The organism is Streptomyces sp. NPDC041191, from assembly GCF_055591945.1.
In genome coordinates, this window is the sequence record NZ_JBVIZC010000007.1 from 113,859 (window position 1) to 128,336 (window position 14,478).

The 14,478-nt window shown below is 71.7% G+C and carries 13 protein-coding genes and 1 riboswitch; of the genes, 9 read left to right on the forward strand and 4 right to left on the reverse strand.

Going from position 1 to position 14,478, the window contains the following annotated elements; translation table 11 throughout:
• The first annotated feature begins 223 nt into the window (after positions 1-223).
• The 4 genes from ACZ6AQ_RS15720 (at position 224) to ACZ6AQ_RS15735 (ending at position 3,668) form a co-directional block, all read left to right on the forward strand.
• Entirely contained in the window at positions 224-1,486 is a 1,263-nt protein-coding gene (locus tag ACZ6AQ_RS15720) for a L,D-transpeptidase (RefSeq protein ID WP_468760306.1), read from the forward strand.
• Positions 1,487-1,571: 85 nt separating this feature from the next.
• On the forward strand, positions 1,572-2,339 hold the full coding sequence (locus ACZ6AQ_RS15725) for an enoyl-CoA hydratase/isomerase family protein (protein ID WP_468760307.1): 768 nt from the start codon (positions 1,572-1,574) through the stop codon (positions 2,337-2,339).
• 83 nt (positions 2,340-2,422) lie between these two features.
• The gene (locus ACZ6AQ_RS15730) at positions 2,423-2,926 is read left to right on the forward strand and encodes an ATP-binding protein (RefSeq protein ID WP_468760308.1); all 504 of its coding nucleotides are present in this window, start codon (positions 2,423-2,425) and stop codon (positions 2,924-2,926) included.
• A 526-nt stretch (positions 2,927-3,452) separates the two neighbouring features.
• On the forward strand, positions 3,453-3,668 hold the full coding sequence (locus tag ACZ6AQ_RS15735) for an EF-hand domain-containing protein (protein WP_030218607.1): 216 nt from the start codon (positions 3,453-3,455) through the stop codon (positions 3,666-3,668).
• Between the two features lie 114 nt (positions 3,669-3,782).
• Here ACZ6AQ_RS15735 and ACZ6AQ_RS15740 read toward each other — a convergent pair whose 3' ends face one another.
• The 4 genes from ACZ6AQ_RS15740 to gcvT form a co-directional block, all read right to left on the reverse strand.
• The gene (locus tag ACZ6AQ_RS15740) at positions 3,783-5,168 is read right to left on the reverse strand and encodes an L-serine ammonia-lyase (RefSeq protein WP_468760309.1); all 1,386 of its coding nucleotides are present in this window, start codon (positions 5,166-5,168) and stop codon (positions 3,783-3,785) included.
• Positions 5,169-5,325: 157 nt separating this feature from the next.
• Positions 5,326-6,594, reverse strand: coding sequence for a serine hydroxymethyltransferase (locus ACZ6AQ_RS15745; protein ID WP_468760310.1), 1,269 nt, complete (start codon positions 6,592-6,594; stop codon positions 5,326-5,328).
• 32 nt (positions 6,595-6,626) lie between these two features.
• The gene (gene gcvH / locus ACZ6AQ_RS15750; RefSeq protein WP_388689109.1) at positions 6,627-7,007 is read right to left on the reverse strand and encodes a glycine cleavage system protein GcvH; all 381 of its coding nucleotides are present in this window, start codon (positions 7,005-7,007) and stop codon (positions 6,627-6,629) included.
• 77 nt (positions 7,008-7,084) lie between these two features.
• On the reverse strand, positions 7,085-8,209 hold the full coding sequence (gcvT, locus tag ACZ6AQ_RS15755) for a glycine cleavage system aminomethyltransferase GcvT (protein WP_468760311.1): 1,125 nt from the start codon (positions 8,207-8,209) through the stop codon (positions 7,085-7,087).
• A 155-nt stretch (positions 8,210-8,364) separates the two neighbouring features.
• A riboswitch (glycine riboswitch) is annotated at positions 8,365-8,464 on the reverse strand.
• A gap of 167 nt (positions 8,465-8,631) precedes the next feature.
• Here gcvT and ACZ6AQ_RS15760 point away from each other — a divergent pair.
• From ACZ6AQ_RS15760 to ACZ6AQ_RS15780, 5 genes are all read left to right on the forward strand, one after another.
• Positions 8,632-9,294, forward strand: a complete 663-nt coding sequence (locus tag ACZ6AQ_RS15760; protein ID WP_468760312.1) for an AAA family ATPase — start codon at positions 8,632-8,634, stop codon at positions 9,292-9,294.
• A gap of 255 nt (positions 9,295-9,549) precedes the next feature.
• Positions 9,550-10,290 (forward strand): enhanced serine sensitivity protein SseB, encoded by a 741-nt coding sequence (locus ACZ6AQ_RS15765; RefSeq protein ID WP_388689114.1) that lies wholly within the window; start codon positions 9,550-9,552, stop codon positions 10,288-10,290.
• Between the two features lie 90 nt (positions 10,291-10,380).
• Complete coding sequence (locus ACZ6AQ_RS15770; protein WP_388689115.1) at positions 10,381-11,208, forward strand: enhanced serine sensitivity protein SseB C-terminal domain-containing protein; 828 nt, start codon at positions 10,381-10,383, stop codon at positions 11,206-11,208.
• Between the two features lie 350 nt (positions 11,209-11,558).
• Entirely contained in the window at positions 11,559-12,578 is a 1,020-nt protein-coding gene (locus ACZ6AQ_RS15775; protein WP_468760313.1) for an ABC transporter permease, read from the forward strand.
• Between the two features lie 110 nt (positions 12,579-12,688).
• Positions 12,689-14,455 carry an ABC transporter substrate-binding protein gene (locus tag ACZ6AQ_RS15780; protein WP_468760314.1) on the forward strand — a complete coding sequence of 589 codons (1,767 nt, stop codon included), beginning with the start codon at positions 12,689-12,691 and terminating at the stop codon, positions 14,453-14,455.
• Positions 14,456-14,478 lie beyond the last annotated feature (23 nt).

Sequence of the window (14,478 nt, forward strand, 5' to 3'; positions counted from 1 at the left end):
CTGCACCCGCCCTGCCCCGCCCCGCCCCGCGCCGTGTCGCACCGATCCGTTTTCCGGCGTCCGGCGGCCCCGCCGTCCCCGCGCGTCGATCGGGACGGAACGGTGACATCCCCGGGAATCTTTCGTGTCCCGCGGTGTGATTATCTGGCGTTGTGTGCGCGAGTGGATGCGCACGGGGGCGGGGCCGTGATGTTGCCGGCCCGTGTGAGGGGAGACGACCACAGTGAACGGGCAGCCGATATCGGAGGCGTCGGTAGGGGCGACGGGACGGCACGGCCGGCGCGGGGGCGCCCGGCTGAAGGCGCTGGCGGCGGGGGTGCTGCTGCTCGCCCTGACCGCCTGCGGCGGGGGCGGGACGGCCTCGGGCGGCGCCGGGCAGGGGGGCCCGGCCGCCCAGGACGGCGGGAAGCAGGACAACGCGGCCTCCCGGGCGGTCGTGACGGTCCTTCCGAAGGACGGTGCCGACTCGGTCGCCACCAGCGGCGTCCTCAAGGTCACCGCCCAGCAGGGCAAGCTGACCACGGTCACGGTCGCCGACTCCAAGGGCACCCCGGTCGAGGGGAAGATCACCGCGGACGGCGCCAGCTGGCAGCCGACCGCCCACCTCGCCGCGGGCACCCAGTACAAGGTCCACGCCATCGCCAAGGACGCCGAGGGCCGCGAGTCGGCCAAGGACACCACCTTCACCACCCTCGTCCCGAAGAACACCTTCATCGGCCAGTACACGCCGGAGGACGGTTCGACCGTCGGCGTCGGCATGCCGGTCTCCATCAACTTCACCCGGGGCATCACCGACCCCGAGGCCGTCGAGAAGGCCATCAAGGTGACGGCCCGGCCGGCCGTCGAGATCAAGGGCCACTGGTTCGGCAACGACCGCCTCGACTTCCGTCCGGAGAAGTACTGGGCCGCCGGCACCAAGGTGACGGTCCACCTCAACCTGGACGGCGTCGAGGGCCGCCCCGGCGTCTACGGCAAGCAGAAGAAGACGATCACCTTCACCATCGGCCGCCGCCAGGTCTCCACGGTCGACGCCGAGGCCAAGACGATGAAGGTCGAGCGCGACGGGAAGATCGTCAAGACGCTGCCGATCACGGCGGGCGCGCCCTCCACGACCACGTACAACGGTCAGATGGTCATCAGCGAGAAGTACAAGGTGACCCGAATGAACGGCGCCACGGTCGGCTTCGGCGGCGAGTACGACATCAAGGACGTGCCGCACGCGATGCGCCTGTCCACCTCGGGCACCTTCGTGCACGGCAACTACTGGGCCCCGAAGAGCACCTTCGGCTCGCAGAACGTCAGCCACGGCTGCGTCGGCCTCTCGGACACCCGGGGCGCGGGGGACAGCTCGACCCCGGCCGCCTGGTTCTACGACAGCTCGATCATCGGTGACGTGATCGTCGTGAAGAACTCCAAGGACAAGGTGATCAAGCCGGACAACGGCCTCAACGGCTGGAACATGCCGTGGTCGGAGTGGATCGCCTAGGCGCTCCCCGACCCCTTCCGCGGGACCCGGTGCTGTGAGCAACAGCACCGGGTCCCGCGTCGTTAACGGCCACTAACCTTCTCCCATGACTGTGAACCTCGAAGTCGCCGAAGGCGTCGGAACCATCCGCCTCGACCGTCCCCCGATGAACGCCCTGGACGTCGCCACCCAGGACCGGCTGCGCGAGCTGGCCCAGGAGGCGACCGACCGCGACGACGTGCGGGCCGTGGTCCTGTACGGCGGCGAGAAGGTGTTCGCGGCCGGCGCGGACATCAAGGAGATGCAGGTCATGGACCACGTGGCCATGGTCAAGCGCTCGCGCGCCCTCCAGGACGCCTTCACCGCCGTCGCCCGCATCCCCAAGCCGGTCGTCGCCGCGATCACCGGCTACGCGCTCGGCGGCGGCTGCGAGCTGGCGCTCTGCGCCGACTACCGGATCGCCGCCGACGACGCGAAGCTCGGCCAGCCGGAGATCCTGCTCGGCCTGATCCCGGGCGCGGGCGGCACCCAGCGCCTCTCCCGCCTCGTCGGCCCCTCCCGGGCCAAGGACCTCATCTTCACCGGCCGCATGGTGAAGGCGGACGAGGCCCTCTCCCTCGGCCTGGTCGACCGGGTCGTCCCGGCCGCCGAGGTGTACGGGCAGGCGCACGCGTGGGCCGCGAAGCTGGCGCAGGGGCCGGCCGTCGCCCTGCGGGCCGCGAAGGAGGCGGTCGACCAGGGCCTGGAGGCCGACATCGACACCGGTCTCGCGATCGAACGCACCTGGTTCGCGGCCCTGTTCGCCACCGAGGACCGGGAGCGCGGGATGCGCAGCTTCGTCGAGGAGGGGCCGGGGAAGGCGAAGTTCGCCTGATCCGCCCGGAGGAGAGCACCCGTCGGGGCCGATTCCGGTGGAACGGCCCCCGGGGGCGGCCCCGTGCGGCCATGATGGGACCCATGGCGGGCCTGGAGGACAGGGAACAATCTCGGCAGCGCGCGAGCGCCGCGGCGCGGTGGTCACCGACCGCGGACGACCGGCAGGCCGCCGAAGCGGTGGAGACGTACGGCAATCCGGCGGACGAGGACGTCTGGCTGCGGTCCCGGCCCGGGTCCGCGTGGGTGGCCCGCAGACTGACGCAGCACGTCGTGATGCGCCAGTGGGGGCTGGGACCGCAGATCGCCGAGCACGCGGTCCTGCTCGTCTCGGAACTGGTGGGGAACGCCGTCCGGCACACCGGTGCGCGGGCCTTCGCCCTGCGGCTGCAGCGCCGCCGGGGCTGCATCCGGGTGGAGGTGCGCGACCCGTCGCGCGGACTGCCCTGTCTGATGCCGGTGCACGAACTGGACACGAGCGGGCGGGGGCTCTTCCTCGTGGACAAGCTCGCGGACCGGTGGGGCGCCGACCTGGCGCCGCGCGGCAAGACGACGTGGTTCGAGATGCGGGTGGTGGACCGCGTCTGACCGGCCGCTCCCGGGGCCGTCCCCGGGAGGCCGGGGCGGGGCCCGGACGCACGGAAGCCCCCGTGCGCCGTGGTGGGGCTGCTGGGGGCTTCCGTGTGGTGCGCCGTGGACGGGGGGGTGTATCCACGGCCGCTGTATCGACCTCGCCCGGGTCAATGGGGGCCGTGTCGTCGACTATGCCAGACAGGGGCCCTTCTGCCAAAAGGCCCTAGTGGGGCAAACTCTGGCAAAAGTGGACACTTTAATAGTGAATCGTTGGTGACGTGTGGCACTCACCTTGAAAACCATGAATGATTATGCGGTTCACTGGTTGTTTCCCGGAGATGTCCGCATGGTGGACGCCCGGCGAAGGGACGGGAGCGCCCGCGCCGGAGGCCCCCTCGCCCCGGACGCGGACCGCGCCCCCGGTGGCCCGCCCGGCGGAGGGCCCCGCGTACCACCGCGCCGCGCGCACCCCCCTCATCCGGCGGACCCGGGCCAGCTAATCTGGCCTCCGTCAGACAAGCACCACGAAGGGGCGGAAACAGTGGCGGACATCGAGTCGGCACGCACGGCATTCAACCGGTACGACGTGGACGGGGACGGCTTCATCACCGCCGCGGAGTACAAGAGCGTGATGGCGCAGCTGGGCGACTTCCACGTCACCGAGACGGTCGCCGAGGCGCTCATCAAGCAGCGCGACGACAACGGCGACGGCCGGCTGTCGTGGGACGAGTTCTGGGCGCACCTCAGCAAGGCCTGACCCGCCCGCCCGGACGGGCCGCGCGCCCCGCGGCCGTCGCCCGTCCGGGGCCCGGCGGGGCGGGCCCCGGCGCTGCGACGGAGGGCGGAGGACCGCCGCCCGGCGCCCGGGGCCTCAGCACTCGATGATGTTCACCGCGAGCCCGCCGCGCGCGGTCTCCTTGTACTTCACGCTCATGTCCGCACCCGTCTCCTTCATGGTCTTGATGACCTTGTCGAGGGAGACCAGGTGGCTGCCGTCGCCGCGCATCGCCATCTTCGCCGCCGTGACCGCCTTGACCGCCGCCATGCCGTTGCGCTCGATGCAGGGGATCTGGACCAGACCGCCGACCGGGTCGCAGGTCAGGCCCAGGTTGTGCTCCATGCCGATCTCGGCCGCGTTCTCCACCTGCTCCGGGGAGCCGCCCAGGACCTCGGCCAGGGCGCCCGCCGCCATCGAGCAGGCCGAGCCGACCTCGCCCTGGCAGCCGACCTCGGCGCCGGAGATCGAGGCGTTCTCCTTGAAGAGCATGCCGATCGCGCCGGCCGCGAGGAGGAAGCGGACCACGCCGTCTTCCTTTTCCTCCGGGGAGGCGCTGCCGGCCCCGAAGTTCATGTAGTAGTGCAGGACGGCGGGGATGATGCCGGCCGCGCCGTTCGTCGGGGCGGTGACCACCCGGCCGCCCGCCGCGTTCTCCTCGTTCACCGCCATCGCGTACAGGGTGGTCCACTCCATGGCGTGCGCCTCCGGGTTCCCCTCGGAGCGCAGCTTGCGGGCGGAGTTCGCGGCACGCCGGCGCACCTTCAGGCCGCCGGGCAGGATGCCCTCGCGGGACATGCCGCGCGCGACGCAGGACTGCATGACCCGCCAGATCTCCAGCAGGCCCGCCCGGATCTCCTCCTCGGTGCGCCACGCCTTCTCGTTCTCCAGCATCATCGCCGAGATCGACAGGCCGGTCTCCCGGGCGAGGCGCAGCAACTCGTCGCCGGTCCGGAACGGGTACTTCAGGACGGTGTCGTCCGGGACGATCGGGTTCTCGCCCGCGACGGCGTCCTCGTCGACGACGAAGCCGCCGCCGACCGAGTAGTACGTCTTCTCCAGGAGGAGCCCGCCCTCCGCGTCGTACGCGAAGACCGTCATGCCGTTGGCGTGGTACGGCAGGGCCTTGCGGCGGTGCAGGACCAGGTCGTCGTCGAACGAGAACGGGATCTCGTGAGCGCCCAGCAGGTTGATCCGGCCGCTCGCCCTGATCCGCTCGAACTCCTCGTCCGCGTGCTCCACGTCGACCGTGCGGGGCGAGTTCCCCTCCAGGCCGAGCAGGACCGCCTTCGGGGTGCCGTGGCCGTGGCCGGTCGCGCCCAGGGAGCCGTACAGCTCCGCCCGTACCTTCGCCGTGTGGGCGAGGAGGCCCTCGTTCTTCAGCCGGCGGGCGAACATCCGGGCCGCGCGCATCGGGCCCACCGTGTGGGAGCTCGACGGACCGATGCCGATCGAGAACAGGTCGAAGACCGAGATGGCCACGGGAGGACTCCTTGTGGGGGCTGGACGTCGTTGTCTGCCGGGGTGGTGCAGAAAGCGCGTGGACGGGGGACATGGGTCGGGGCACCGCGCCCGTGTTCCAGTGTGCGCGGTGCCCCGGATGTCCGTACGAACAAAAGCGTACGAAATTACTGCGGGATCACTTCAGGCCGGGGTACAGCGGGTGCTTGTCCGCGAGGGCGGTCACCCGGGCCTTGAGGGCCTCGGCCTTCCCGGCGTCGAAGCCCGGCTTCAGGGTCTCGGCGATGACGTCCGCCACCTCGTGGAAGTCCTCGGCCCCGAAACCGCGGGTCGCGAGCGCCGGCGTGCCGATGCGCAGGCCCGAGGTGACCATCGGGGGACGCGGGTCGTTGGGGACCGCGTTCCGGTTGACCGTGATGCCGACCTCGTGGAGCCGGTCCTCGGCCTGCTGGCCGTCCAGCTCCGAGTCGCGCAGGTCGACCAGGAGCAGGTGCACGTCCGTGCCGCCGGACAGGACCGAGACGCCGTGGGCGGTCACGTCGTCCTGGACCAGGCGCTCGGCGATGATCCGGGCGCCCTCCAGGGTGCGCTCCTGGCGCTCCTTGAACTCCTCCGAGGCCGCGACCTTGAAGGAGACGGCCTTGGCCGCGATCACGTGCTCCAGCGGGCCGCCCTGGAAACCGGGGAAGACCGAGGAGTTCAGCTTCTTCGCGAACTCCTTCTTCGCCAGGATGACGCCGCCGCGGGGGCCGCCGAGCGTCTTGTGCGTGGTGGAGGTCACCACGTCCGCGTGCTCGACCGGGTTCGGGTGCAGACCGGCGGCGACCAGGCCCGCGAAGTGGGCCATGTCGACCCACAGGTGGGCGCCGACCTCGTCCGCGATCCGGCGGAACTCGGCGAAGTCCAGCCGGCGCGGGTACGCCGACCAGCCGGCGATGATCACCTTCGGGCGGTGCTCCTTGGCGAGGCGCTCGACCTCGGCCATGTCGACCAGACCGGCCCCGTCCACGTGGTACGCGACCACGTTGAACTGCTTGCCGGAGAAGTTCAGGCGCATGCCGTGGGTGAGGTGGCCGCCGTGCGCCAGGTCCAGGCCCAGGATCGTGTCGCCCGGCTGGGCGAGCGCGAAGAGGGCGGCCTGGTTCGCGGAGGCGCCGGAGTGGGGCTGGACGTTGGCGTACTCGGCGCCGAACAGGTCCTTGATCCGGTCGATGGCGATCTGCTCGGCCACGTCGACGTGCTCGCAGCCGCCGTAGTAGCGGCGCCCCGGGTAGCCCTCGGCGTACTTGTTGGTGAGGACGGAGCCCTGGGCCTCCATGACCGCGACCGGAGCGAAGTTCTCCGAGGCGATCATTTCCAGGGTGGACTGCTGACGGCGGAGCTCGGCGTCGACGGCGGCGGCGACGTCGGGGTCCAGCTCGTGGAGGGGGGTGTTCAGAAGCGACATGAATCGATCCCTAGGGGGTCTCGGGCCCGGTCTCAGTTCCCGGCGGAGAACGCGGCGTACTCGTCGGCGGTGAGCAGGTCGTCCGGCTCACCCGCGACGCGCACCTTGAACAGCCAGCCGCCCTCGAACGGAGCCGTGTTCACCAGGGACGGGTCGTCCACCACGTCCTGGTTGGCGGCGACGACCTCACCCGAGACGGGGGAGTACAGGTCGCTCACGGACTTCGTCGACTCCAGCTCGCCGCAGGTCTCGCCCGCGGTGACGGTGGAGCCGACCTCGGGGAGCTGGGCGTAGACGACGTCACCGAGCGCGTTGGCCGCGAACTCCGTGATGCCGACCGTCGCGACGCCGTCCTCGGCGTCCGAGAGCCACTCGTGCTCCTTGGTGTAGCGCAGCTGCTGGGGGTTGCTCATGACCTGATTCTCCTGGATCGGGGGAGTGCTGAGGAACGTCGGTCTTGCGGGGTGAGACGCCGGGTGGGACGGACGCGTCACTTCCGGCGCTTGTAGAAGGGCAGCGCCACGACCTCGTACGGCTCGTGGGTGCCCCGGACGTCCACGCCCACGCCCGGCGTGCCGGGCTCCGCGTGCGCCGCGTCCACGTACGCCATCGCGATCGGCTTCCCGAGGGTCGGGGACGGGGCGCCGGAGGTGACCTCGCCGACGACCTCGCCGTCCTTGACGACGGAGAAGCCGGCGCGGGGGACCCGGCGGCCCTCGGCGACCAGGCCGACCAGCCTGCGCGGCGGGGCGGTCTCGGCGCGCTCGGCGGCGGCCTCCAGCGCCTTGCGGCCCACGAAGTCGCCCGGCTTCTCGAACTTCACGACCCGGCCGAGGCCCGCGTCGAAGGGGGTGAGACCGGTGGTCAGCTCGTGGCCGTAGAGCGGCATGCCCGCCTCCAGGCGGAGCGTGTCGCGGCAGGACAGGCCGCAGGGGATCAGGCCGACGCCCTCGCCCGCCACGGTCAGGGCCTTCCAGACGCCCTCGGCGTGCTCGGGCTTCAGGAAGAGCTCGAAGCCGTCCTCGCCGGTGTAGCCGGTGCGGGCGATCAGGGCGGGCACGCCCGCGACCGTGCCCGGCAGGCCGGCGTAGTACTTCAGGCCGTCCAGGTCGGCGTCGGTCACCGACTTCAGGACGCCGGCGGACTCCGGGCCCTGGATCGCGATCAGGGCGTACGCGTCGCGGTCGTCGCGGACCTCGGCGTCGAAGCCGGCCGCGCGCTCGGTGAGGACGTCCAGGACGGTCTGGGCGTTGGAGGCGTTGGCCACCACCATGTACTCGGGGGCCCCGGTCCCGCCCAGGCGGTAGACGATCAGGTCGTCCAGGATGCCGCCGTCCTCGCGGCAGATCATCGTGTACCGGGCGCGGCCGGCGCCCACCGTGGAGATGTTGCCGACCAGGGCGAAGTCGAGCAGGTCGACGGCCTGCGGCCCGGTGACGGTGATCTCGCCCATGTGGGAGAGGTCGAAGAGACCGGCCCGGGTGCGGACGGCGTGGTGCTCGTCGCGCTCGCTGCCGTACCGCAGGGGCATGTCCCAGCCCGCGAAGTCGGTCATGGTCGCGCCCAGGGAACGGTGCAGGGCGTCGAGGGCGGTGAGGCGGGGGGCGGTGGTCATGGGGTGGCTCCCGGGTCCCAAGGGCGTTCGGTGACGAAGACATGACGGGCGAGGACGTCCTCCCCATCTGTCATGGAACCTGAGAGGTTCACCGGGGGCATCCCCGGCTTGCACCTTGGGTGGGGACGCGACGGCGTCCCGCTTTTCAGATCTGCCTCATCCGCGCGGTACGGGGCCTGAGAGATTCAAGGGAGGGTCTTGCTCCTTCGGCGTCCGGGCGCAGACTGTGCCCCGGAACTCTCCCGCGCGGATTCGAGCGGCCGGTATGCGGTTGTAGGGCGATCGTGCCCGTGCAGGGCCTGTCCGGTCCTGGCGGGCACATCATTGCACGCGGTGTCGGCGCGGCAAATCGCTTGTGTCCCATTACCGTTTCTTTACACTTCTTGGGAAGGGCCTCCCGAGGCCCGGCAGGGGGAGACGCGATGACGATCCAGCACACCGGCGCCTGCGCGGCGGGTACCGGCATACCGTCCCGGCGAGCCCGTGCCCGGACCCGGGGGCGGGGCCGGATCCTGCGGGACCTGCGCGAGCGCGGCGGCCGGGGCCCCCGCACCCTCGCCTTCGCCCCGGGCGACCTCGTGGTCGTCTCCGGGCTCCCCGGCAGCGGCAAGTCCACCCTCATGCGGCGGGCCGCCGAAGGGCGCGGCATCGACTCCCAGGACGCCCGCGAGCGGTGGGAGGCCCGGATGCCCCGGCTCCTGCCGTACGCCGTCTACCGCCCCCTGGTCCGGCTCGCGCACTACGCCGGGCTGCGCCGCGCCCTGCGCTCCGGCGCGAGCGTGATCGTGCACGACTGCGGGACCCAGTCCTGGGTGCGCGGCTGGCTCGCCCGCGAGGCCCGCCGCCGGGGCCGGGCCCTGCACCTGCTCCTCCTGGACGTCCCCCCGGGCACCGCGAGGGCGGGCCAGGACGCCCGGGGCCGGGGCGTCTCCGGGTACGCCTTCGCCCGCCACCGCCGCGCGGTCGGCCGGTTGCTGAGGGCCGTCGAGTCGGGGCGGCTGCCGCACGGCTGCGCCTCGGCGACCCTCCTCGACCGGGACGCCGCCGACACCCTGCGGACGATCACCTTCCGGGAGGCCGCCTGACGGGGGCGCCCGCCGGCCGCCGGGGCCGTCCGTCCGGGCCGCCCGTCCGACCGCCCGTCCGGACCGACCGGACCGACCGTCCGACCGCCCGTCCGGACCGACTGCCCGCCCGCCCGTCCTGACCGACCGCCCGCCGGAAGGGGGCGGTCCCGGACGCCCGTACCCCTCCCTTCCGGCCACGGCGGTGCCGGGGCGGCGTTAGGGTGCTGCCGGGCGGCCGGAGCGGCAGGCCGGCGCGAGGAGGGGAACGGGACCGTGGACGTGACGTGGCCGGGCAACGAACTGGAAGAGGTGCTGGCCGCCTCGCTCGGCGACCCCGGGGCGGGCGGCCGCCTGATCGAGGTGCTCGGCCGCAGCCCGGTCTGGGTGCCCCTGCCCAACGGCCGCGCCCCCGACGGCACCGGCCCGGACCTCGCCACCCTGGAGCTCGACGGCGCGGCCTACACCCCCGTCTTCAGCTCCGAGCAGCAGTTCCGCGCCTGCGTCGGCGACCACATGTCCTTCGCCGTCGCCCCCGCCCGCGACTTCGCGCGCGGCCTGCCCCCGCAGCTCGGCATCGCCGTGAACCCCGGCGGCGTCGTCGGCGTCCCGCTGCTCCCGCCCGCCGTGGCCGAACTCTGCCGCGCCGGCCGGACCCCGCTCGACGGGCCCGCCTCCGGCGGCCGCGTCCGGCTCTTCGAGCCCGACTGGCAGGACGACCCGGTCGACTTCCTCGCCGCGGCCTCCGCCGAGTTCGAGGCCATCGGCATCGTCACCACCGCCCGCCGCGCCCTCGCCAGCGTCGAGGGCGCCGAACCGGCCCTCTTCGTCGGCGTCCAGCTCTCCCGCTGGGAGGGCACCGACCGCACCGAGCCCCTGGACGCCCTCGGCCGCGCCCTCGGTCGGGTCGAGGTGGCCTGGCCGGTCAACCTCATCCTGCTCGACCTGGCGCAGGACCCGGTCGCGGACTGGATGGTGGAGCGGGTGCGGCCCTTCTACCAGCGCGCCGCCGTGTGAGCGGCCCCCTGTTTAAGCTGAACTGACTCGGCGGCCGCGCGGACCTCGCGGCCGCGCACACGTGGTGGACGGAAGAGGGGCGGAACCAGGGTGAGCGCGTCAGGCACGGCCGAGGACAACGGGGCCTCCTCCGCCCGGGCGGAGCCGGGAGCCCGGGGGAAGGTCGAGCACGCGCTGAGCCAGGTGGCACCCGGACGCTACGACGCGTACGAGGGGCTGTTGCACGCCCTCGCCGACGGCGAGCTCACGATGCTGCTCTGGCAGGGCTCGCCCGGCTCGCCCGACGCCCAGTACGGGAACATGGAGGTCGACGGCTTCGGCTACGCGCCGTGCGTCACCTCGTCCCGGGAGCTCGCCGCCTCCGGCTGGAACCGCGCCCACGAACTCGTCACCGGCCGGGAGATCGCCCGCGCCCTCTACCCCGACCGCTGGGGCGTCTGGCTCAACCCGCACGCCCCCGGCGGCGGGGTCGGCATCCCCTGGGCCGACCTGCGCCGGATCGCCACCGGCCTCGACCGGATGCCCGCCGGGCCGCTGCGCGTCACCGAGCCCGCCCTGGAGATCCCCCAGTTCTACGCCCTGCTGACCCAGAACGCGCACCGCACCCCGGCCGTCCGGGCGCTGCGCCGCGGCTGGGTGCAGCCCGCGCTCGGCTCCCCGTACCTCGTCATCGGGCTCGACCTCTACGACACCTCCCCGGCGGCCGTCGACACGGTCCGGACGATGATGCGCCAGTCCATCGGCGGCGTCCCCGACGGCCTGCCCGTCTCGACGGTCGCCCTCTCCGACGCCTACGACCCGGTGGCCCTCTGGCTGCGGGCGAACGCGCGCCCCTTCTACGACCGGGAGGCGCACGCCGGCCGCGGCTCCGCCGCCCCGGGGTACGGATACCCGCCGGCGGCTCCGTCCGGATACTGAGACGCCCCTCCCGCCCCGTACGGCCCGGCGGAACCGACCCGGCTCTTCGTTCGCCCCAATTCAAGAGGTCGAAGGCCGCGTTGGGCGACATGTCCGGTTGCGGGGAAGAGGACCCGAGTTGGTCCGCTCACGTCCGCGTGCCGTCCGCATAACGGAATTCACAGCACCGCATCACGTTTGGGCAACCATTCCCCGCCAGGTCTGGCGGGTGATCACAAACGCGTTGAAGACTCCCGGAACACCGGGTACCCGGCTCCTTTCGAGCAGGTGCCCCGCAGGTTGTTCCACCGAGCCGCCACCCGCGGCGGGCAAGGGCCGGCTACCGGCGGCCGAGAGGGGTCCTCACCACGATGACGGCACCACTGCACGAGACGAGTGCGGGTGCGTCGACCGCCACCGTCGACGGCGCGCCCGCCGCCCCCGGCGTCCCCGGCCTCCCCGACAAGGAGATCCAGGGCCGTTCGCCCTGGAAGATCGCCTGGACCCGCCTCAAGCGCGACAAGCTCGCCCTCGCCGGCGCCTTCGTCGTCCTCTTCCTCGTCGTGGTCGCGGTCTTCGCGCCGCTCATCGTCGGTCTCCTCGGCCATCCGCCGGACGAGTTCCACGAGGATCGGATCGACCCGCTGTTCGGCACCCCGATCGGCTCCTGGGGCGGCATCAGCTCCGACTTCCTCCTCGGGGTGGAGCCGGTCAACGGCCGCGACGTCTTCAGCCGCATCGTCTACGGCGCCCGGATCTCGCTGCTCGTCGCCTTCCTCGCGGCGGTCTTCGCGGTCGCCCTCGGCACCGTCCTCGGCATCGTCGCGGGCTACTTCGGCGGCTGGATCGACGCGGCCCTCAGCCGGGTCATGGACGTCATGCTCGCCTTCCCGCAGCTGCTCTTCACGATCGCGCTGGTCTCGGTGCTGCCCAACGAACTCCTCGGGATCGAGGGCTCGGGCGTGCGCATCGGCGCCCTCGTCGTCGTGATCGGCTTCTTCGGCTGGCCGTACGTCGGCCGCATCGTCCGGGGCCAGACCCTCTCGCTGCGCAACCGGGAGTACGTGGAGGCCGCCCAGAGCCTGGGCGCGGGCCGCCTCTACATCCTGCGCAAGGAGCTGCTGCCCAACCTGGTGGCGCCGATCACGGTCTACGCGACCCTCATGATCCCCACCAACATCCTCACCGAGGCGGCCCTCAGCTTCCTCGGGGCCGGTGTGAAGCCCCCCACCGCCTCCTGGGGCCAGATGCTGTCCAAGGCCATCAACACCTACGAGTCGGACCCGCTGTTCATGGTGATCCCCGGCCTCGCGATCTTCATCACCGTCCTGGCGTTCAACCTCTTCGGCGACGGCGTGCGCGACGCGCTCGACCCGAAGGGCTCCCGCTGACCGTTCGCCGACGACCCGCACGAACCGCCCCTGCCGCTGGCGACAGGAGGCCCCACCCCCAACGGCGGACCGCCGCAACGGCCGCCACTATCCCGGAGGTTGCGAGACCCATGACCCTGATGAGCACTCAGAGGCGCAGGATCGCCGCGGGCGCGCTGCTCGCGGCGGCCACGATGGTCGTCACCACGGCCTGCGGCGGCGGCAACGGCGACGGCGGCGACAAGGGCAAGGGCGGCCTCGCCTTCAACGGCGGCGTCAACAAGGTCCTCAACGCCTCCGACAAGAAGGGCGGTGAGCTGAAGTTCATCGGCTCGCAGGAGGCCGACAGCTGGGACCCGCAGCGCGGCTACTACGGCTTCGTGTGGGACTTCGCCCGCTACTACACGCGCCAGCTGGTCACCTTCAAGGCGGAGCCCGGCGCGGCCTCCACCGAGCTGGTCTCCGACCTCGCCACCGACACCGGCAAGGTCTCGCCCGACGGCCTCACCTACACCTTCACCCTGAAGGACGGGGTCACCTGGGAGGACGGCAAGCCGATCACCTCCAAGGACATCAAGTACGGCATCGAGCGCATCTGGGCCCAGGACGTCATCTCCGGCGGCCCGATCTACCTCCAGCAGGTCCTGGACCCCAAGAACGAGTACAAGGGTCCCTACAAGGACACCTCGCCCGACAAGCTCGGCCTGAAGGCGATCGAGACCCCGGACGACAAGACCATCGTCTTCAAGCTGCCGGTCGCCAACGGCGACTTCCTGCAGATGCTGGCGATGCCCGCCGCCTCCCCGGTCCGCCAGGACAAGGACACCAAGTCCAAGTACGGTCTGAAGCCGTTCTCCTCCGGCCCGTACAAGTGGGAGTCCTACACCCCCAACAAGTCCATCAAGCTCGTCCGCAACGACAAGTGGGACGCCAAGACGGACACCGTCCGCAAGGCCCTGCCGGACAAGATCAGCGTCACGTTCACCACGAACTCCGACGACATGGACAACCGCCTGATCGAGGGCGAGTACGACCTCGACATCAACGCGACCGGCGTCGGCGCCGCCGCCCGCCAGAAGGTGCTCCAGCAGCACAAGGGCAACATCGACAACCCGCAGACGGGCTTCATCCGCTACGCGGTCTTCCCGCAGACGGTCACGCCCCACATCGAGTGCCGCAAGGCCATGATCTACGCGGCGGACTCCAAGTCCCTGCAGACCGCCCGCGGCGGCCCGCAGGCCGGTGGCGACATCGCCACCAACATGCTGCCGCCGGCGATCAAGGGCGCCGACCCGAAGGCCGACCCGTACGGCAAGCTCGCGGGCAAGCCGGACCTGGCGAAGGCCAAGGAGGCCCTCGCCAAGTGCGGCAAGCCGAACGGCTTCAAGACCACCATCGCGGTCCGCAACAACAAGCCGATCGAGATCGCCACCGCCGAGTCCCTCCAGCAGGCCCTGAAGGCCGTCAACATCGACGCCCAGATCGACCAGTTCGACGGCGCCCAGACCTCGGGCATCATCGGTTCGCCGAAGGTGGTCAAGGAGAAGGGCTACGGCATCATCATCATGGGCTGGGGCGCCGACTTCCCGACCGGTCAGGGCTTCCTCCAGCCGCTGGTCGACGGCCGCTTCATCCTCCAGAGCGGCAACAACAACTTCTCCGAGCTGAACGACCCGGCCGTCAACGGCCTGTTCGACCAGGCGCTGAAGGAGACCGACCCGGCCAAGGCCGGCGAGCTCTACAAGCAGATCAACACGAAGGTGTCGGAGGCCGCGGTCTACCTGCCCTTCACCCACGAGAAGAACATCATCTGGCGCAGCTCCCGGCTGACCAACGTCTACACGGCGGACGCCTACAACGGCCGCTACGACTACGCGTCGCTCGGCGTCGTCAAGTAATCCGACCCGCTCCACCGGCGCAC